This window comes from Acidovorax sp. ST3 (genome assembly GCF_003231145.1).
GTDB lineage: Bacteria > Pseudomonadota > Gammaproteobacteria > Burkholderiales > Burkholderiaceae_C > Acidovorax.
Genome location: NZ_QKVP01000005.1, coordinates 214,443 through 233,601 on the forward strand (window position 1 = coordinate 214,443; position 19,159 = coordinate 233,601).

At 63.5% G+C, this 19,159-nt stretch carries 13 protein-coding genes and 5 tRNA genes; 14 read left to right on the forward strand and 4 right to left on the reverse strand.

Going from position 1 to position 19,159, the window contains the following annotated elements:
- Positions 1–825, reverse strand: coding sequence for a squalene synthase HpnC (gene hpnC, locus DNK89_RS17150; RefSeq protein WP_238990846.1), 825 nt, complete (start codon positions 823–825; stop codon positions 1–3).
- A 327-nt stretch (positions 826–1,152) separates the two neighbouring features.
- Between hpnC and DNK89_RS17155 the strand changes: the two genes are divergently transcribed.
- The 13 genes from DNK89_RS17155 (at position 1,153) to DNK89_RS17215 (ending at position 14,015) form a co-directional block, all read left to right on the forward strand.
- Positions 1,153–2,376, forward strand: a complete 1,224-nt coding sequence (locus tag DNK89_RS17155) for an efflux RND transporter periplasmic adaptor subunit (protein ID WP_110961317.1) — start codon at positions 1,153–1,155, stop codon at positions 2,374–2,376.
- Positions 2,377–2,384: 8 nt separating this feature from the next.
- Complete coding sequence (locus tag DNK89_RS17160) at positions 2,385–5,567, forward strand: efflux RND transporter permease subunit (RefSeq protein WP_110961099.1); 3,183 nt, start codon at positions 2,385–2,387, stop codon at positions 5,565–5,567.
- 90 nt (positions 5,568–5,657) lie between these two features.
- Positions 5,658–5,744, forward strand: a tRNA-Leu gene (locus tag DNK89_RS17165).
- Between the two features lie 75 nt (positions 5,745–5,819).
- Entirely contained in the window at positions 5,820–7,133 is a 1,314-nt protein-coding gene (gene tig, locus DNK89_RS17170) for a trigger factor (protein ID WP_015014886.1), read from the forward strand.
- 134 nt (positions 7,134–7,267) lie between these two features.
- The gene (gene clpP / locus DNK89_RS17175) at positions 7,268–7,876 is read left to right on the forward strand and encodes an ATP-dependent Clp endopeptidase proteolytic subunit ClpP (protein ID WP_015014885.1); all 609 of its coding nucleotides are present in this window, start codon (positions 7,268–7,270) and stop codon (positions 7,874–7,876) included.
- 102 nt (positions 7,877–7,978) lie between these two features.
- On the forward strand, positions 7,979–9,244 hold the full coding sequence (gene clpX / locus DNK89_RS17180; RefSeq protein WP_015014884.1) for an ATP-dependent Clp protease ATP-binding subunit ClpX: 1,266 nt from the start codon (positions 7,979–7,981) through the stop codon (positions 9,242–9,244).
- Positions 9,245–9,444: 200 nt separating this feature from the next.
- Positions 9,445–11,886 carry an endopeptidase La gene (gene lon, locus DNK89_RS17185; protein WP_110961100.1) on the forward strand — a complete coding sequence of 814 codons (2,442 nt, stop codon included), beginning with the start codon at positions 9,445–9,447 and terminating at the stop codon, positions 11,884–11,886.
- An 86-nt stretch (positions 11,887–11,972) separates the two neighbouring features.
- Positions 11,973–12,048, forward strand: a tRNA-Gly gene (locus tag DNK89_RS17190).
- Between the two features lie 58 nt (positions 12,049–12,106).
- Positions 12,107–12,180, forward strand: a tRNA-Cys gene (locus tag DNK89_RS17195).
- Between the two features lie 182 nt (positions 12,181–12,362).
- A tRNA-Gly gene (locus DNK89_RS17200) sits at positions 12,363–12,438 on the forward strand.
- A 154-nt stretch (positions 12,439–12,592) separates the two neighbouring features.
- Positions 12,593–12,685 (forward strand) — tRNA-Leu (locus tag DNK89_RS17205).
- 13 nt (positions 12,686–12,698) lie between these two features.
- Entirely contained in the window at positions 12,699–13,331 is a 633-nt protein-coding gene (locus DNK89_RS17210; protein ID WP_015014841.1) for a DUF6806 family protein, read from the forward strand.
- A 159-nt stretch (positions 13,332–13,490) separates the two neighbouring features.
- Positions 13,491–14,015, forward strand: a complete 525-nt coding sequence (locus DNK89_RS17215; protein ID WP_110961101.1) for a M48 family metallopeptidase — start codon at positions 13,491–13,493, stop codon at positions 14,013–14,015.
- Positions 14,016–14,115: 100 nt separating this feature from the next.
- On the opposite strand, the gene murI is transcribed toward DNK89_RS17215, so the two are convergent.
- The 3 genes from murI to DNK89_RS17230 all read right to left on the reverse strand — a co-directional run bounded on the left by murI (position 14,116) and on the right by DNK89_RS17230 (position 17,554).
- A complete protein-coding gene (murI, locus tag DNK89_RS17220; protein WP_110961102.1) occupies positions 14,116–14,994 on the reverse strand; it encodes a glutamate racemase in 879 nt (292 codons plus the stop codon).
- A 133-nt stretch (positions 14,995–15,127) separates the two neighbouring features.
- Positions 15,128–15,826, reverse strand: coding sequence for a DUF6882 domain-containing protein (locus DNK89_RS17225; RefSeq protein ID WP_153064294.1), 699 nt, complete (start codon positions 15,824–15,826; stop codon positions 15,128–15,130).
- Between the two features lie 171 nt (positions 15,827–15,997).
- Positions 15,998–17,554, reverse strand: a complete 1,557-nt coding sequence (locus tag DNK89_RS17230; protein ID WP_110961104.1) for a fumarate hydratase — start codon at positions 17,552–17,554, stop codon at positions 15,998–16,000.
- Positions 17,555–17,745: 191 nt separating this feature from the next.
- Here DNK89_RS17230 and fumC point away from each other — a divergent pair, with 191 nt between their 5' ends.
- A complete protein-coding gene (gene fumC / locus DNK89_RS17235; protein ID WP_110961105.1) occupies positions 17,746–19,155 on the forward strand; it encodes a class II fumarate hydratase in 1,410 nt (469 codons plus the stop codon).
- The last annotated feature ends 4 nt before the right edge of the window (positions 19,156–19,159 follow it).

A 19,159-nucleotide genomic window follows, 5' to 3' on the forward strand; every position in this document is an offset into this window, starting at 1 on the left:
TTACATGACCAGCGCGCGGCCCAGCATCACGCACCAGTCCCACCCACGGAGCTTGGGCCGGGTGTGCAGGCTGCCCCCTTTGAGGGCATCGACCTTGTCGAGGATGCGCAGGCCGCCCTGCACCACCAGCCGCAGCTCCCAGCCAGCGCGGCCGGGCAGGCGGTGCACCAAGGGGGCGCCGCTCTGCATCGTGGTGCGGGCCCAGTGGGCGCAGTCGGCAATCAGGCGGGCGTTCTCGCGGGTGCTTTGCAGCGCCAGCAGCTCGGACTGGCAGGCGCCATAGGTCGCGCAGTCGGCACGGGGCAGGTAGTGGCGGCCCCGGGGAATGTCCACGGACAGGTCCTGCCAGAAGTTGATGAGCTGCAGCGCGGTGCAGATGGCGTCGCTCTGGCGCAGCGCCTGGGCGTCGTGCACGCCATACAGGTGCAGCAGCAGCCGGCCCACGGGGTTGGCCGAGCGGCGGCAGTAGTCCAGCAGCTCGTCGCGGTCGGCGTAGCCTTCTCCGTCACGGGTTTTTTCCACGTCCTGGGCAAAGGCGCTCAGCAGGTCTTCCAGCAGCGGCACAGGCAGCTGGTGGCTGCGCAATACGCCTTGCAGTGGCAAAAACACGCTGGCCCAGCGAGGCGAGGGTGCCTGGCCCTGGGTGATCGCGCGCAGATCGGCCAGGTAGGCCGCCAGGTCTGCCAGCCGGGCGGCGGGCAGGGCATCGCCTTCGTCGGCAATGTCGTCCGCCGTGCGCGCAAAGCCGTAGATGGCGGCAATCGGCTGGCGCAGGTGGGGCGGGCACAGCAGGGATGCGACCGGAAAGTTTTCGTAATGGGTCACGGGGGGCGCCACCGCATCAGTCGCAGTGGGCTGTGGCGCGGAGGCTGCGCCGGGGTGGGGAGAGGGGCTGGGACGGTCGTTCACACCCCGGATTGTCGCTTGACAAGCTCAAGGGCTTCTCATAGATTACTAACCGGTCAGTCAGTAATCATAAAAGCCAATCAAGTGGGGGACAAGGCGGCTGGCCCCTGCACCTGTTCACAAGCGCCCTGCATGGCTGCGGGTCGCTGATTGGCGGGTGCCTGGTGTACCTTCGCTGCGCGGGCGCTCCGGCCTGCGTTTTGCTTGCTGATCCTTGTGGCCCCTTCTTTTTTCACCGGATTTCCCATGCGCACATCCTCCGCCCTGCGGCCCTTTTCACGGCATTCCAGGCTTTTGCTGGTGCTGGCCACCGCTACCGTGCTGGCCGCCTGTTCGCGTCCCGCGCCGCCCGAGGAGCCCGTGCGCTCCGTCAAGCTGATGACGGTGGGTGTGGGCGCGCTGCAGTCCAGCCTGGAGTATTCAGGCGAGGTGCGCGCGCGGGTGGAGTCGCGCCTGGGCTTTCGGGTGGCGGGCAAGATCGTGCAGCGCCAGGCAGAGTTGGGCCAGCGCGTGAAGGCGGGCCAGGTGCTGGCGCAACTGGACCCCAAGGACTACCAGCTGGCGGCTGACGCAGCGCGCGCGCAGGTGGCGTCGGCCACCACGCAGCGCGACTTGGCGGCGGCAGACCTCAAGCGCTACCAGGCGCTCAAAGACCAGAACTTCATCAGCGGTGCCGAGCTGGAACGGCGTGAGGCCACGCTCAAGGCCGCCCAGGCCACCCTCGACCAGGCGCGTGCCCAGCTGTCGTCGCAGGGCAACCAGGCTGCTTACACCACGCTGGTGGCGGATGTGTCGGGCGTGGTGACGGGTATCGATGCCGAGCCGGGCCAGGTGGTGTCGGCCGGCGCCCCGGTGGTGCGCATTGCGCAGGATGGCCCGCGCGACGTGGTGTTTGCCGTGCCGGAAGACAAGGTGGCGCAGATCACGACGGGCTCCGAGGTGGCTGTGCGCGGCTGGTCGGGTGGCAGCACGCTGACGGGCCGTGTGCGCGAGGTGGCTGCGAGCGCCGACGCGGCGACCCGCACCTTCCAGGTCAAGGTCGCCATTGACGCGGCCGACGCCCCAGCGTTGGGCGCCACCGTGTACGCCACACCCAAGGCACTGAGCCACGCCGGCATTGCCGCCATCAAGCTGCCCACCAGCGCGCTGCGGCAAGAGGGCCAGTCCACCGCCGTTTGGGTATACGACCCTGCAACCAGCACCGTCAAGTCGCAGGTGGTGCAGATCGCCACGGCCGATGGCAACGATGCCGTGGTGGCCGGGGGACTGACCCCCGGCATGCAGGTGGTGGCCACCGGCGTGCACGTGCTGTCTCCAGGTCAAAAAGTGACGGTATACCAGCCAAAAGTGGCTCAGGCGCCCGTGAATAAAGCGCAAACAGCTCCTGAATCTGTAGCAATGCCAGCGGTGCCATCGGCTCCTGCAACCGCTGCTGCACCCGCCACCGCCACGGCCTCTGCCGCCAACTGAGGCCCGCCATGACGCAAATCCAACCCAAAGAGGGGTTCAACCTCTCCAAATGGGCGCTCGACCATCCCGCGCTCACCCGCTACCTCATGGTGGTGCTGATGCTGCTGGGCTTTGCAGCCTACTTCCAGCTGGGACAGGACGAAGACCCGCCGTTCACCTTCCGCGCCATGGTGGTGCGCACCTACTGGCCCGGCGCTACGGCCCAGCAGGTGGCCGAGCAGGTCACCGACAAGATCGAGCGCACGCTGCAAGAGGTGCCCTACGCGGACAAGATCCGCAGCTACTCCAAGCCCGGCGAGTCGCAGATCATTTTCCAGATCAAGGACTCCTCCAAGCCCGGCGACGTGGCCAATGTCTGGTACAGCGTGCGCAAGAAGGTGGGCGACATGCGCTACACCTTGCCGCAGGGCATCCAGGGCCCGTTCTTCAATGACGACTTCGGGGACGTGTATGGCGTGATCTACGCGCTGGAGTCCGAGGGCTTCAGCTACGCCGAGCTCAAGCAGTTCGCCGATGACGCGCGCCAGCAGCTGCTGCGCGTGCCCGATGTGGCCAAGGTCGAGCTGTTTGGCGTGCAGGACGAAAAGCTCTTCATCGAGATCTCGCAAAAGCGCTTGTCGCAACTGGGCCTGGACATGAACCAGGTGCTCGCTCAGCTGGGCCAGCAGAACGCAGTGGAGAGCGCGGGCACCATTCAGACGCCCCAAGACCAGGTGCAGGTGCGCGTGCAGGGCCAGTTCAAGGCCATCGAGGACCTGCGCGCGATGCCGATCCGTGGCCCCTCGGGCGCGCAACTGCGCCTGGGCGACATTGCAGAAGTGCAGCGCGGCTATGTGGACCCACCGGGCGTGAAGGTGCGCCACCAGGGCCGCGAGGTAATCGCGCTGGGCGTCTCCATGGCCAAGGGCGGCGACATCATTGCGCTGGGCAAGGCGCTGCACACGGCCACCGACCGCATCGGCGCCACGCTGCCGGCCGGTGTGAAGCTGGTCAACGTGCAGGACCAGCCCAAGGCGGTGTCCACCTCGGTGAATGAATTCGTCAAGGTGCTGATCGAGGCTGTGGTCATCGTGCTGGCGGTGAGCTTTATCAGCCTGGGATTTCACAAACGCCCTGGCAACAATCCGCTGTGGAAGCGCTGGTACATCGACCCCCGCCCGGGGCTGGTGGTGGGCATCACCATCCCGCTGGTGCTGGCCGTCACGTTCCTGGCCATGTGGTACTGGGGCATCGGGTTGCACAAGATCTCGCTGGGCTCGCTGATCATCGCGCTGGGCCTGCTGGTGGACGATGCCATCATTGCGGTGGAGATGATGGTGCTCAAGCTCGAAGAGGGCTATGACAAGGTGCGCGCCGCCACCTTCGCCTACGAGATCACGGCCATGCCCATGCTCACGGGCACCTTGATCACGGCGGCGGGCTTCTTGCCCATCGGACTGGCCAAGTCCACCACGGGCGAATACACCTTTGCCATCTTTGCCGTGACGGTGATTGCGCTGGTGCTCAGCTGGTTCGTGTCGGTCTACTTTGTGCCTTACCTGGGCACGCTGCTGCTCAAGGTGCCGCCCCATGTGCTGGCCGCCCAGGCCAACAAGGGCATCACCGACGACCCGCATGAGGTGTTTGACAGCCCGTTTTACCGCAGCTTCCGCCGTCTGGTGGACTGGTGCGTGCAGCATCGCTGGATCACCATCGGGGCGACCATCCTCACTTTTGCCCTGGGCATTGTGGGCATGGGCAAGGTGCAGCAGCAGTTCTTCCCGGATTCCAGCCGGCCCGAGATCCTGGTGGACATCTGGTTCCCGGAAGGCACCTCTTTTGCGGGCAACGAGGCCGTCACCAAGCGCGTGGAGCAGCGCCTGCAGTCCGAGCCGGGCGTGAACACGGTGAGCACCTGGGTGGGCTCGGGCGTGCCGCGTTTTTATCTGCCGCTGGACCAGGTGTTCCCGCAGAGCAACGTCTCGCAGTTCATCGTGGTGCCACAGGACCTGAAGGTGCGCGAATCGCTGCGTGTGAAGCTGCCCGCGCTGCTGGCGGAAGAGTTCCCGGAAGTGCGTGGCCGCGTCAAGCTGCTGCCCAACGGGCCACCGGTGCCGTACCCCGTGCAGTTCCGCGTAGTAGGCCCCGACCCACTGGTGCTGCGTGAGCGTGCCGACGAGGTCAAGGCCCAGTTGCGCCAGAACCCTAACATGCGCGGCGTGAACGACAACTGGAACGAGTCTGTGAAGGTGCTGCGCCTGGAAGTGGATCAGGCCAAGGCGCGCGCCCTGGGTGTGACGAGCCAGTCCATCGCCCAGGCGTCCAAGACCATTCTGTCGGGCACCCAGGTGGGGCAGTACCGCGAGGGCGACAAGCTCATCGACATCCTGCTGCGCCAGCCGCTGGATGAGCGCAATGCCATCACCGACATCGCCAACGCTTACCTGCCCACGGCGTCGGGCAAGTCGATCCCGCTCACCCAGATCGCCAAGCCCGTGTTCACCTGGGAGCCCGGCGTGATGTGGCGCGAGAACCGCGATTACGCCATCACCGTGCAGGGCGACGTGACCGAGGGCCTGCAGGGCGCGACGGTGACGGCGGCGCTGCTGCCGTCCCTCAAGGAGATCGAAGCCAAGTGGCGGTCGGCGGGCCAGACGGGTTACCGCATTGAGGTGGCGGGCGCCGTGGAGGAAAGCTCCAAGGGCTCGGCGTCCATCGCGGCGGGGCTTCCCATCATGCTGTTCATCACCTTCACGCTGCTGATGCTGCAACTGCACAGCTTCAGCCGTGCCATGCTGGTGTTCCTCACCGGGCCGCTGGGCATGGCGGGTGTGGCGGCGGCGCTGCTGCTGCTCAATCGGCCGTTTGGCTTTGTGGCGCTGCTGGGCGTGATCGCGCTCATGGGCATGATCCAGCGCAACTCGGTGATCCTGATCGACCAGATTGAGCAGGACCGCGCCCGGGGTGTGCCCGCATGGGATGCGATTGTGGAATCGGCCGTGCGCCGCTTGCGCCCCATCGTGCTCACGGCCGCGGCTGCGGTGCTGGCCATGATTCCGCTGTCGCGCAGCGTGTTCTGGGGCCCGATGGCTGTGGCCATCATGGGCGGGCTGGTGGTGGCCACGGTGCTCACGCTGCTGGCACTGCCTGCGATGTACGCGGCCTGGTTCCGTGTCAAGCGGCCTGCGCCAGAGGTTCCTGGGGCTGCTTGACCGGCAGGGCGTCCGCATCAGGTAAAATAGAAGGTTGACCGATTTCACACAGGCGGCAGCTCAGCTTGCCGCCTGTTTGTTTGTAGAACCGCGCGGGTGGCGAAATTGGTAGACGCACCAGGTTTAGGTCCTGACGCCAGCAATGGTGTGGGGGTTCGAGTCCCCCCCCGCGCACCACCCATGTGAGACTTTGCGGAACACGGCGCTGCTGCGCTGCAGCCAGCACGATCCACATTCATAAGAGGAATAGCCATGGCCGTTACTGTTGAAACCCTTGAGAAGCTCGAGCGCAAGATCACGCTGAGCGTGCCCGTCACCCTGATCCAGTCCGAAGTGGACACGCGCCTCAAGCGCCTGGCCCGTACGGTCAAGATGGACGGCTTCCGTCCCGGCAAGGTGCCCATGAACGTGGTTGCCCAGCGTTATGGCTACTCGGTGCAGTACGAAGTGCTGAACGACAAGGTGGGTGAGGCTTTTGCCGTGGCTGCGAACGAAGCCAACCTGCGCGTGGCCGGTCAGCCCCGCATCACCGAAAAGGAAGGCGCTCCCGAGGGCCAGGTCACGTTTGACGCCGTCTTTGAAGTGTTCCCCGAAGTCAAGATCGCTGACCTGTCGGACGCCGAAGTCGAAAAGCTGTCCTCCGAAGTGACCGACAGCGCCATCGACAAGACCCTGGACATCCTGCGCAAGCAGCGCCGCAGCTTCGCCCAGCGCGCCCTGGACGCCGCTGCGCAAGACGGTGACCGCGTGACCGTGGACTTCGAAGGCAAGATCGACGGCGAACCCTTCGATGGCGGCAAGGCCGAAGACTTCCAGTTCCTGGTCGGCGAAGGCCAGATGCTCAAGGAGTTTGAAGACGCCGTGCGCGGCATGAAGTCTGGCGAAAGCAAGACGTTCCCCCTGGCTTTCCCCGCCGAGTACCACGGCAAGGACGTTGCTGGCAAGACCGCCGACTTCCTGGTGACCATCAAGAAGATCGAAGCAGCCCATCTGCCCGAAGTGAACGACGCCCTGGCCAAGTCGCTCGGCATCGCCGACGGTTCCGTGGAAGGCCTGCGCGCTGACATCAAGAAGAACCTGGAGCGCGAAGTCAAGTTCCGCCTGCTGGCCCGCAACAAGGCTGCCGTGATGGACGCCCTGGTGTCCAAGGCCGAGCTGGATCTGCCCAATGCCAGCATCCAGGCCGAAATCGCCCGCCTGATGGAAGGCGCTCGCGCTGAACTCAAGCAACGCGGCGTCAAGGATGCCGACAAGGCCGAGATCCCTGAAGACGTGTTCCGTCCCCAAGCTGAGCGCCGTGTGCGCCTGGGTCTGGTGCTGGCCGAGTTGGTGCGCGCCAACGAACTGCAGGCCAAGCCCGAGCAGCTCAAGGCCCATATCGACGAGCTGGCTGCCAGCTACGAGAAGCCCGAAGACGTGGTGCGCTGGTACTTCGGCGACCGCCAGCGCCTGGCTGAAGTCGAAGCCGTTGTCATTGAGAACAACGTGACCGAGTTCGTGCTGTCCAAGGCCAAGGTGGTCGAGAAGGCCATTTCCTTCGACGACCTGATGGCGCAGCAGGGCTGATAGGCCCTCGGGCCGGGTGGCCTGCTTCGTGCAACTGCCCGGTTCTGGTCGTCAAGACACACCAGGGGCTTGTGCTTTCGTGCACAAGCCCCAATTCATTTCTGGGTACAGTACCTGCTTGACTGGAGAAATACATGAGCGCATTGGAAACACAAGGCCTGGGCATGGTCCCCATGGTCATCGAGCAGTCGGGCCGTGGCGAACGGTCCTATGACATCTATTCGCGCCTGCTCAAGGAGCGCGTGATTTTTCTGGTGGGCCCGGTCAATGACCAGACGGCCAACCTGGTGGTGGCACAGCTGCTGTTCCTGGAGAGCGAAAACCCCGACAAGGACATCTCGTTCTACATCAACTCGCCCGGTGGTTCGGTGAGTGCCGGCATGGCGATCTTTGACACCATGAACTTCATCAAGCCCGATGTCTCGACCCTGTGCACGGGCATGGCGGCCAGCATGGGCGCCTTCCTGCTGGCGGCAGGCGCCAAGGGCAAGCGTTTTGCGTTGCCCAATTCCAAGGTCATGATCCACCAGCCATTGGGTGGCATGCAAGGCCAGGCGACCGAGATCGAGATCCACGCCCGCGAGATCCTCAAGACCCGCGAGCAGCTCAACAAGATCCTCGCCGAGCGCACCGGCCAGCCGCTGGAGAAGATCCAGCGCGACACGGAGCGTGACTATTTCCTCTCGGCCGACGAGGCCAAGGACTATGGTCTGGTCGATCAGGTGATCAGCCAGCGCGCCTGATCGCCGGAGGGCGGCGAAGCGGCGTTTTCCCGAGGGGAAGACGCCGTTTTTTATTTGGTTATCATCCCGACAACTTTCCGAAACAAGCAAGGCATTGCCCCCATGGCCGAGAAAAAAGGCTCTTCCAGCGAAAAAACCCTTTACTGCTCTTTCTGCGGCAAAAGCCAGCATGAAGTGAAGAAGCTGATCGCCGGTCCGTCGGTCTTTATCTGCGACGAGTGCATTGACCTGTGCAACGAGATCATCCGCGACGAACTGCCAGCTGGTGATCTGGCCCGCGAAGGCCGCAGCGACCTGCCCACGCCGGTCGAGATCAAGGCCAACCTGGACAACTATGTGATTGGCCAGGATGTTGCCAAGCGCACACTGGCCGTGGCGGTGTACAACCACTACAAGCGCCTGCGCCACAAGGACAAGGCCCACAAGGACGATGTGGAGCTGTCCAAGAGCAACATCCTGCTGATCGGCCCCACCGGCTCCGGCAAGACGCTGTTGGCACAAACCCTGGCACGCATGCTGGATGTGCCCTTCGTGATGGCCGACGCCACCACACTGACCGAGGCTGGCTATGTGGGCGAGGACGTGGAGAACATCGTCCAGAAGCTGCTGCAGAGCTGCAACTACGAAGTCGAGCGTGCCCAGCGCGGCATCGTCTACATCGACGAAATCGACAAGATCTCGCGCAAGTCCGACAACCCCAGCATCACGCGCGACGTGTCGGGCGAGGGCGTGCAGCAAGCGCTGCTCAAGCTCATCGAAGGCACCATGGCCAGCGTGCCGCCACAAGGGGGGCGCAAGCATCCGAACCAGGACTTCCTGCAGATCGACACGACCAACATCCTGTTCATCTGCGGTGGTGCCTTCGCCGGGCTGGAGAAAGTCATCGAGAACCGTACCGAGGCGTCGGGCATCGGGTTCGGTGCTTCGGTCAAGAGCAAGAAGCAGCGCTCCCTCACCGAGGTGTTCACCGAGATCGAGCCGGAAGACCTCATCAAGTTCGGCCTGATCCCTGAGCTGGTGGGCCGGATGCCTGTGGTGACGGCGCTGGCCGAGCTGAGCGAAGATGCGCTCGTGCAGATCCTGACCGAGCCCAAGAATGCGCTCGTCAAGCAGTACAGCAAGCTTTTGGCCATGGAAGGTGTAGACCTCGAAATTCGCCCGGCTGCCCTGAAAGCCATCGCACGCAAGGCGTTGGCCCGCAAGACGGGCGCGCGGGGTCTTCGCTCCATCCTGGAGCAAGCGCTGATTGGCACCATGTTCGACCTGCCCAATACCAGCAACGTCGAAAAGGTGGTGGTGGACGAGTCCACCATCGAAGAAAACAAGCCGCCGCTGCTCGTCTACCGCGAAGCAGCCAAGAAGGCCTGAAAAGGCCTGAGAAGAGGCGTGCAGAAGTCCGCTGGTGCCTCCATGGATCAGACGGATTTCTTCACGCGGTCTGAGATGACCGGAGTGGGCGCCCTGTGGCCGCCCTTCGAACCATCAACCCTTGCGCCAGTACGGCTGCGTGCGAGGGTTGAAAATCCCCACATGTGGACCCACTTCCACAGAGCACTTTGAGGATTTCCATGTCCGGACATACCCCCCTGCCAGCTACCCCCCTCGACCTGCCGCTGTTGCCTTTGCGTGACGTGGTGGTGTTCCCCCACATGGTGATCCCGCTTTTCGTGGGCCGCCCCAAGAGCATCAAGGCTCTGGAGATGGCCATGGAGGCCGACCGCCGCATCATGCTGGTGGCCCAAAAGGCCGCAGCCAAGGATGAGCCTTCGGTGGCGGACATGTTCGATGTGGGGTGTGTCTCCACCATCTTGCAGATGCTCAAGCTGCCCGACGGCACCGTGAAGGTGCTGGTGGAAGGTCAGCAGCGTGCGCTGGTGGCATCGATTGAAGATGCGGAGTCGCACTTCATGGCTACCGTGACGCCGGTGGAGGCTACGCCGGACGCCAACAAGCCCAGCGAAATTGAGGCCCTGCGGCGCGCTGTGATGCAGCAGTTTGATCAGTACGTCAAGTTGAACAAGAAGATTCCGCCGGAGATACTGACTTCCATCTCCAGCATTGACGATCCCGGCCGTCTTGCGGACACCATCGCCGCCCATCTGCCCCTCAAGCTTGAAAACAAGCAGGTGGTGCTGGACCTGTCGGACGTGAAGGCACGACTCGAAAACCTGTTCGAGCAGCTCGACCGCGAGGTGGACATCCTCAATGTGGACAAGAAGATCCGTGGCCGTGTCAAGCGCCAGATGGAGAAGAACCAGCGCGATTTCTATCTGAACGAGCAGGTCAAGGCCATCCAGAAGGAACTGGGCGAGGGCGACGAGGGGGCGGACATCGAGGAGATCGAGAAAAAGATCAAGCTCGCCAAGATGCCAGCTGAGGCGCGCAAGAAGGCAGAGGCTGAGCTCAAGAAGCTCAAGCTCATGTCGCCCATGTCGGCCGAAGCGACGGTAGTGCGCAACTACATCGACGTGCTCACCGCGCTGCCGTGGAGCAAGAAGACCAAGATCAAGCACGACCTGGTGAATGCCGAGGGCGTCCTCAACGAAGACCACTACGGTCTCGACAAGGTCAAGGACCGCATCCTGGAATACCTCGCGGTACAGCAGCGTGTGGACAAGGTGAAAGCGCCTATCCTGTGCCTGGTGGGGCCTCCTGGCGTGGGCAAGACCTCGCTGGGTCAATCCATTGCCAAAGCCACCGGACGCAAGTACGTGCGCATGGCGCTGGGCGGCATGCGCGACGAGGCCGAGATTCGCGGACACCGCCGCACCTACATCGGCGCACTGCCGGGCAAAGTGCTGCAGAGCCTTTCGAAAGTCGGCACGCGCAACCCGTTGTTCCTGCTCGACGAGATCGACAAGCTGGGCACGGATTTCCGGGGCGACCCGTCCAGCGCACTGCTGGAGGTGCTGGACCCCGAGCAGAACCACACATTCGGCGACCATTATGTCGAGGTGGACTTCGATCTGTCCGACGTGATGTTCGTTGCCACGTCGAACTCGATGAACATTCCGCCAGCGCTGCTGGACCGGATGGAAGTGATCCGCCTGTCGGGTTACACCGAGGACGAGAAGACCAGCATTGCCATGAAGTACCTGCTGCCCAAGCAGCTCAAGAACAATGGCGTGAAGGACGTAGAACTGCTCATCACCGAGCCTGCGGTGCGTGACATGGTGCGTTACTACACCCGTGAAGCGGGCGTGCGCTCGCTGGAGCGCGAGCTGTCCAAAATTTGCCGCAAGGTGGTCAAGGGCTTGCAGCTCAAGAAGCTGGAGCCTCAGGTCGTCGTCACCGCCGACAACCTGCCGGACTTTTTGGGCGTACGCAAGTACACCTACGGCCGTGCCGAACTGCAAAACCAGGTGGGGCAGGTGGTGGGCTTGGCCTGGACGGAGGTGGGGGGCGATCTGCTGACCATTGAGGCGGCCATCATGCCTGGCAAGGGAGTGATCACGCGCACAGGTTCCCTGGGCGACGTGATGAAGGAATCCGTGGAAGCAGCCCGTACGGTGGTGCGCAGCCGCGCACGCATGCTGGGCATCAAGGACGAAACGTTCGAGAAGCGCGACATCCATATCCACGTGCCCGATGGCGCCACACCCAAGGACGGCCCCAGCGCCGGGGCCGCAATGACTACGGCCTTTGTCTCGGCCCTCACCGGCATTCCTGTGCGCGGCGATGTGGCGATGACCGGCGAGATCACGCTGCGGGGCGAGGTGACAGCCATCGGCGGCCTCAAGGAAAAGCTGCTGGCCGCTTTGCGCGGTGGCATCAAGACGGTGCTGATTCCTGAAGAGAACGTGAAGGACCTCGCAGAGATCCCCGACAACGTGAAGAGCGGCTTGGAGATCGTGCCAGTGCGCTGGATCGACAAGGTACTGGAGGTGGCCCTGGAGAGCAAGCCCGTGCCGCTGACGGACGAAGAGGTCGCCGTGGCAGCAGCAGCGGTAGCTGTGTCGACGGACAAAGCCGCAGCGTCGTCCGCTACCGTCGATGGATTGAAACATTGAAGCAAAATTTTTTGGGGACCCCCAAAAAATGCGCTACAATTCATTCCATCGCAGCAAACGTTGTACAATGTAAGGCTTCGATAAATGCGGGAATAGCTCAGTTGGTAGAGCGCAACCTTGCCAAGGTTGAGGTCGAGAGTTCGAGACTCTTTTCCCGCTCCAATTTCCACAAAAAGGGAAGCAGTTGCTTCCCTTTTTTGTCAGAGGAATGAGAGTTCCTGGCGCGGTAGCAAAGCGGTTATGCCCCGGATTGCAAATCCGGTTAGTCCGGTTCGACTCCGGACCGCGCCTCCAGATACGGTCTGCGGCAATGAAGCGACGAAGCTCTCAGGGCTGAGAGCGCAGGCAGAGATCGTTTCAGGGAATGGTGGTTGGATAGAAATTTTTTGGCTTGCAATCGAATACGGCCAAAAAGAGTTATATAATTCGAGGCTTGCTGATAAGCACTAACGGAAACGTTGGGAAAATCAGAAAATGCGGGAATAGCTCAGTTGGTAGAGCGCAACCTTGCCAAGGTTGAGGTCGAGAGTTCGAGACTCTTTTCCCGCTCCATATTTGAAAAGGGAAGCTTAGGCTTCCCTTTTTTCTTGCTGGTACGGGGCGCGCTGTTTTCAAAACAGCGGTCCTGACCAGAGATACGACAGGGCATTGCGCGCATGCGCTGCCCGGGTTACGCTGCAACGCAGGTATGCGCTCAGCAGCCGGCGCCCCGATGGTGAAATTGGTAGACACTGCGGACTTAAAATCCGCCGCTTTCCTGAAAAGGGGCGTGCCGGTTCGACCCCGGCTCGGGGCACCACTACGATTCAATCATGTCAAGTTACAACGCTCCCTTTGAAATCCATGTCCACGGACAGGTCCTCCTGCGGGCTGATGTCGGTTTTGACCAGCTTCAAGAGGCGCTCAAACCGCTGTGGAAGTACGCTGGAGCACGTTCGCTGGCCGACGGTGCCGCCAGTGCCTACGAAGAAGAGCCAGGTATCAAGTACGACGCGCAAGAGCATTTGCTGCAGATGTGCTGGACGGTGCGTGGCGATGAGGACTTCCGCCAGTCGCTCGACGAGATGTGCATGAGCCTCAATGAGCTGGCCGAGCAAGGTGCAGCCATTGAGGTCACTTTCTACGACACCGACTTTGATGAAGACGAGGAAGAGCAGGGCGCAGAGTCACGCGACGACTTCGTGATGCTTTTCGTCGGCCCCACGCCCGCTGCCATCATGCAGGTGCAGCGTGACCTGCTGGTGCAAGACGTAGTGAACATGATGGAGCGCCACTTTGACGGTGCCGAGCTCGGCGGCGTGGTCGCCGAGATCGATAAGCTGTTCAGCCAGCGCTTCGACGCCCTGGTGAACTCGCTGGAGATTGGCAAGCCGCCGCGTGGCCCTGGCGGCCCCAGCGGTGGTCACGGCGGTGGTGGTGGCCGTCGCCCGCGCCACCTGCACTGATCTGCGCCGCCGGCTTGCGGCGCATGCGCTGCTTGTGGGGGCAAGCCCTGCGGCACACCTTACTCATACTTCCCAGGTAGTGGGTGATTTCTCCCGTCGCTTCAATGCGCATGTGCGTTCGCGCCACCCCATGTCCTGGCCATCGCCGCCTTGTTGCCCATGAGCACTGATCTTCCCTATCTGCGTTCCTACCCCGCTTCGTTGCAGGACCAGGCGCGTGATCTGTTGCAGCAGGGCAAGCTTGGCACGGTGCTGCTGCGCAAGTACCCGCAGGCGCATGCCGTGCGCAGCGACAAGGCGCTGTATGACTATGCGCAGGAGCTCAAGGCTCGCTATCTGCGGAACTCAGGCACGGTCAACAAGGTGCTGTTCGACAACAAGATCCACGTAGTGCGCCATGCACTGGGTTTGCACACCGCCGTGTCACGCGTGCAGGGCAATCGGTTGGCCGCCAAACATGAGATTCGCATTGCCGCGATGTTCAAGCAGGCACCCGAAGAGTTCTTGCGCATGATCGTCGTCCACGAACTGGCCCACCTGCGCGAGAAGGACCACGACAAAGCCTTCTACCAGCTCTGCACCCACATGGAGCCTCAGTACCACCAGTACGAATTCGACCTGCGCCTGTACCTTACCCATTTGGAGCAGGCGGGTACGCGGCTGTGGGGCTCTGACGCTTCCTGAGGATTCAGGACTATCAGCGCATCAGGTGCATCAGCTGATGGTGCTCCAAAAAAGATAGCCGTCAGCGCTTATAAAACCTGCACTAACGGTCTTTTTCCCATCAAGGCACTGACACGCTCTGGCAGAGCCTGGCAGGCAGGTTCAGCCAGCGCTGGGCCGCTGCCTGCATCATGGCGACAGGGCCGGTGGTGAGCAGTTGTACGGGCTCCGGGCCCTCGGGGGAGGTGGGCTGCTCGGACGGTGGTAACGCGAGCAGGTCGGCCGCCTCCAAGAGGCGCCGCGTCTGGCGTGCCACAGGTTCACCCGTCTCGATGAACTGAACCTCCGGCCCCACCAGTGCGCGCAACTCGTGGGCCACAAAAATGTAGTGCGTGCAGCCGAGCACCAGGGTGTCCATCTGCCCTGGCCCCGTGCCAAAGCTGCCCATGGCCTGCACGTAGCGTTCGCACAGCGCGCCGGTCTCTGTGGTGCTGACAGGGCTGTCAGGGGCAGCGGCGGGCAGGGCCACGCTGCGCTCAATGGCGTGCGCCAGACCGTCGCAGGGCTGCACCACAAAATGGGCCTGGTCGGCCAGCGAGGCCATGAGCTTGCCGAACTTGGCGCTGGTCAGCGTGCCCCGGGTGCCGATGACACCCACATGCCCTGTTTTGGTCACTGCCAAAGCCGGCTTCACGGCGGGCTCCAGGCCCACCAGTGGCAAGTCCGGATGGCTGCTGCGCACCTCGTGGATGGCGGCTGCCGTGGCTGTATTGCATGCCACCACCAGGGCCTTGATGTGGTGCTGCTGGCACAGATAGTCGGTGATGGCGTGGGTGCGCGCCGCCACAAAGGCGTCGCCGCGCTCGCCGTAGGGGGCATTGGCACTGTCGGCCAGGTACACGAAGCGCTCGTGGGGCATGGCGGCCAGCAGGGCGCGAAGCACGCTCAGCCCGCCGACGCCGCTGTCAAACACACCGATAGGAGAAGAGGCCTGCGGCATCAGGAAGCCCGTGGTTGGACAAAAGGCTGGATTGTAGGAAAACGGGGATGGCCTGCAGCGTGGGCTTTGGAGCTACGCCTCTGGCTGCGTCGCCGACCGCGCAGCTGCAGAGCACTGGGGGAAGGCAAAAGGCTCAGCGTGCGGGCGACTGGGTCTTGCTGCCACCGGTGGGTGCGTCCGTGACTTTCGGGTGCGACAGCAGGTAGTAGCGTTTGACCACGGCCTTCTGCCACTCTGAGCCCCCTGCGACCAGCTCGCTGCTGATGCTCACCAGCACGCCACTGGCTTGGTTGAGTTGCGCGGTGAGTGCGCACAGATACCAGGCGGCCTCTTCGCTCGCCAATTGCGTGGTCTCGGTCTGCAGGATGTTGATGCCGTGCTCACGACCATACAGGCGCGTGAGTGCGCTGCCCGTGGCAAACGATTTGCGCTTCGGGTCTTTCAGGTCGGGCACGCGTTCTACGGCCTCCCATGCCCAGCGCTTGCTTTCGGGCCACCAGGTACCCAGCAGCTCTGCATCGAACACCGTGCGCTTGCCCCCACGGAGCACGGTGAAGGTCTTGTTGAAAAAGTCCAGCGTGCGCAGTTGGCTGCCCGCCATGTGCTGGCTGTTCAGCAGCTGTTGGCGTTCGATGTGGGATGCGATGCTGGCGTCCAGCAGCGCGGCATCGCGGGTCGGCAGCGCGCCGCCAAAGGCGGTTTGCGCGTCATGCTGTGGAACCATGGGCGGGTTGGCGCTGGCCGCCAGGGGCAGGGCGCTGATCAGGGTGGTCAGCAGCAAGGCGCGCAGAGGCTGCTGAAGGGGCTGTGCAAACCCGTGGTTCAAAAGCATGGTGGAGGCAGCAAAGGCCGAGAAAGAGGAGTCGGATCGAGCCAGCATTTTTGCCGAACCGGATGCAGGGATGTGTGTCGGAGCGGCCACAAAAAACCGCCCGAAGGCGGTTCTTTGTCATTGCACCTTGTTGCAGCAGGCACCTTGCGGGCCCTGCCACAAAAACGCGCTTCAGGCCGCAGCGACGCCGATGCCCTTGAACTCTCCCGATGCGATGCGCTTTTGCCACTCGGCCGGGCCGGTGATGTGGGCGCTGGTACCACCGGCATCCACGGCCACGGTCACGGGCATGTCCACCACGTCGAATTCGTAGATGGCTTCCATGCCCAGGTCTTCAAAGCCCACGACCTTGGCGGTCTTGATGGCCTTGGAGACCAGGTAGGCGGCGCCGCCCACGGCCATCAGGTAGGCGCTCTGGTGCTTCTTGATGGCCTCGATGGCGACCGGGCCGCGCTCGGCCTTGCCCACCATGGCGATCAGCCCAGTCTGGGCCAGCATCATTTCGGTGAAACCGTCCATGCGCGTGGCGGTGGTCGGGCCTGCGGGGCCCACGGCCTCACCCTTCACGGGGTCCACAGGGCCCACGTAGTAGATGACGCGGTTGGTGAAGTCCACAGGCAGCTTCTCGCCCTTGGCCAGCATGTCCTGGATGCGCTTGTGGGCGGCGTCACGGCCGGTCAGCATCTTGCCGTTGAGCAGCAGCGTGTCACCGGGCTTCCAACTGGCGACTTCTTCCTTGGTCAGCGTGTCCAGGTTGACCTTCTTACTCTTGTTGTAGTCTGGCGCCCAGTCCACGTTGGGCCACAGGTCCAGGCTGGGGGGCGTGAGGTACACGGGGCCCGAGCCGTCCATCACGAAGTGCGCATGGCGCGTGGCGGCGCAGTTGGGGATCATCGCAATCGGCTTGCTGGCCGCGTGCGTGGGGTACATCTTGATCTTGACGTCCAGCACCGTGGTCAGGCCGCCCAGGCCTTGCGCGCCGATGCCCAGGGCGTTGACCTTTTCAAACAGCTCCAGGCGCAGCTTTTCGACATTGTCGAGTTCGGCCCCACTGGCTTGCTTGGCCTGCAGTTCGTACATGTCCAGGTCGTCCATCAGGCTTTCCTTGGCCATGAGCACCGCCTTCTCGGCCGTGCCGCCAATGCCGATGCCCAGCATGCCGGGCGGGCACCAGCCTGCGCCCATGGTGGGCACGGTCTTGAGCACCCAGTCCACCACGTTGTCGCCGGGGTTGAGCATGTACATCTTGGACTTGTTCTCCGAGCCGCCGCCCTTGGCTGCCACGGTGATGTCCACGGTGTTGCCGGGCACGATCTCGGTGAAGATCACGGCGGGGGTGTTGTCCTTGGTGTTCTTGCGGGCGAACTGCGGGTCGGCCACGACCGACGCACGCAGTGTGTTGTCGGGGTGGTTGTAGCCACGGCGCACGCCTTCGTTGATGGCGTCGTCCAGGCTGCCGGTGAAGCCTTCCCAGCGCACGTCCATGCCCACCTTCAGGAACACGTTGACGATGCCGGTGTCCTGGCAGATGGGGCGCTGGCCGGTGGCGCTCATCTTGCTGTTGGTCAGGATCTGGGCGATCGCATCCTTGGCCGCCGGGCTCTTTTCGCGCTCGTAGGCGCGGGCCAGGTGGGCGATGTAGTCGGTGGGGTGGTAGTAGCTGATGTACTGCAGCGCGCCGGCAATGGATTCGATCAGGTCTTCTTGGCGAATGGTCGTCGTGGTCATGGCGGTGGGGGTTTGAGGGAAAACGCGAACCCCGAATTATCCCCCGCCGGGCTTGCGTGGTCCTGTCAGGGGCCATGGCGGGTGGTGGCGGGTGCTAGCGGGTGCTGGCGCGCCGTGGCCCGGGGTGGGTATGCTGCGGTCTGGTGTTTCGTTCCACCCCCCATTCGCTCGTTGAGCGGCAAGGCCCACCCGTGAAAACCTCCACCCCCGCACCGACCGCAGTCCGCACCGAAAAAGACACCTTCGGCCCCATCGATGTCCCGGCCGACCGCCTGTGGGGTGCCCAGACGCAGCGCTCGCTGCACCACTTTGCGATCTCGGGCGAGCGCATGGCGCCCGAACTGATCCGCGCGCTGGCGCAGGTCAAGCGGGCCAGTGCCTATGTGAACCACGCGCTGGGCCTGCTCGATGCAGCCAAGACCACGGCCATCGTGGCGGCGGCGGACGAGGTGATTGGCGGCGGCCATCTGCAGGAGTTTCCGCTGGTGGTGTGGCAGACCGGCTCGGGCACGCAGACCAACATGAACATGAACGAGGTGCTGGCCAACCGCGCGAGCGAGCTGCTGGGTGGCCCGCGTGGCGAGGCGCGGCTGGTTCACCCCAATGACGAGGTGAACAAGAGCCAGTCAAGCAACGACGTGTTCCCCACCGCCATGCACCTGGCGGCGGTGGACGCGCTGATGCACCGACTGCTGCCCGCGCTGCACGGCCTGCGCACCACGCTGGGGGCGAAGGCCAAGGCGTTTGATGGCATCGTGAAGATTGGCCGCACACACCTGCAGGACGCAACCCCGCTCACGCTGGGCCAGGAGATCTCGGGCTGGGTGGCGCAGCTGCAGCATGGCGAACAGCATGTGCGCGCCGCGCTGCCGCACCTGTGCGAGCTGGCCCTGGGCGGCACCGCTGTGGGCACGGGGCTCAATGCGCCTTCTGGCTACGCGCAGGCCGTGGCCAAGGAGCTGGCCGACCTGACGGGCCTGCCGCTGGTTACCGCCCCTAACAAGTTCGAGGCCCTGGCCAGCTGCGATGCGCTGGTGCATGCCCATGGCGCGCTCAAGACCCTGGCGGCCAGCCTGATGAAGATTGCCAACGATGTGCGCTGGCTGGCCAGCGGCCCGCGCAGCGGGCTGGGCGAGATCACCATCCCCGAGAACGAGCCGGGCTCGTCCATCATGCCCGGCAAGGTCAACCCCACGCAGTGCGAGGCGCTGACCATGCTGTGCGCGCAGGTGCTGGGCAATGACGTGGCCATCAATATCGGCGGGGCCTCTGGCAACTTCGAGCTGAATGTGTTCCGCCCGATGGTGATTCACAACTTCTTGCAGAGCGTGCGCCTGCTGGCCGATGGCATGGCCAGCTTCAACGAGCACTGCGCCGTGGGCATCGAGCCCAACCAGGCGCGCATCAACGATCTGGTGGAGCAGTCGCTGATGCTGGTGACGGCGCTGAATCCGCACATCGGCTACGACAAGGCGGCTTTCATTGCGAAGAAGGCGCACAAGGAGGGCAGCAGCCTGCGTGCCGCTGCCATCGCGTCGGGCCATGTCACGGGCGAGCAGTTTGACCAGTGGGTGGTGCCGGGGGATATGGTCGGGCGCTGATTTC

Coding starts and splice junctions, on each gene's coding strand:
- clpP (WP_015014885.1), top strand. CDS start 7,268: ATGAGCGCATTGGAAACACAAGGCCTGGGCATGGTCCCCATGGTCATC.
- DNK89_RS17215 (WP_110961101.1), top strand. CDS start 13,491: ATGAGCACTGATCTTCCCTATCTGCGTTCCTACCCCGCTTCGTTGCAG.
- DNK89_RS17225 (WP_153064294.1), bottom strand. CDS start 15,826: ATGCTTTTGAACCACGGGTTTGCACAGCCCCTTCAGCAGCCTCTGCGC.
- DNK89_RS17160 (WP_110961099.1), top strand. CDS start 2,385: ATGACGCAAATCCAACCCAAAGAGGGGTTCAACCTCTCCAAATGGGCG.
- DNK89_RS17230 (WP_110961104.1), bottom strand. CDS start 17,554: ATGACCACGACGACCATTCGCCAAGAAGACCTGATCGAATCCATTGCC.
- clpX (WP_015014884.1), top strand. CDS start 7,979: ATGGCCGAGAAAAAAGGCTCTTCCAGCGAAAAAACCCTTTACTGCTCT.
- DNK89_RS17155 (WP_110961317.1), top strand. CDS start 1,153: ATGCGCACATCCTCCGCCCTGCGGCCCTTTTCACGGCATTCCAGGCTT.
- tig (WP_015014886.1), top strand. CDS start 5,820: ATGGCCGTTACTGTTGAAACCCTTGAGAAGCTCGAGCGCAAGATCACG.
- lon (WP_110961100.1), top strand. CDS start 9,445: ATGTCCGGACATACCCCCCTGCCAGCTACCCCCCTCGACCTGCCGCTG.
- DNK89_RS17210 (WP_015014841.1), top strand. CDS start 12,699: ATGTCAAGTTACAACGCTCCCTTTGAAATCCATGTCCACGGACAGGTC.
- murI (WP_110961102.1), bottom strand. CDS start 14,994: ATGCCGCAGGCCTCTTCTCCTATCGGTGTGTTTGACAGCGGCGTCGGC.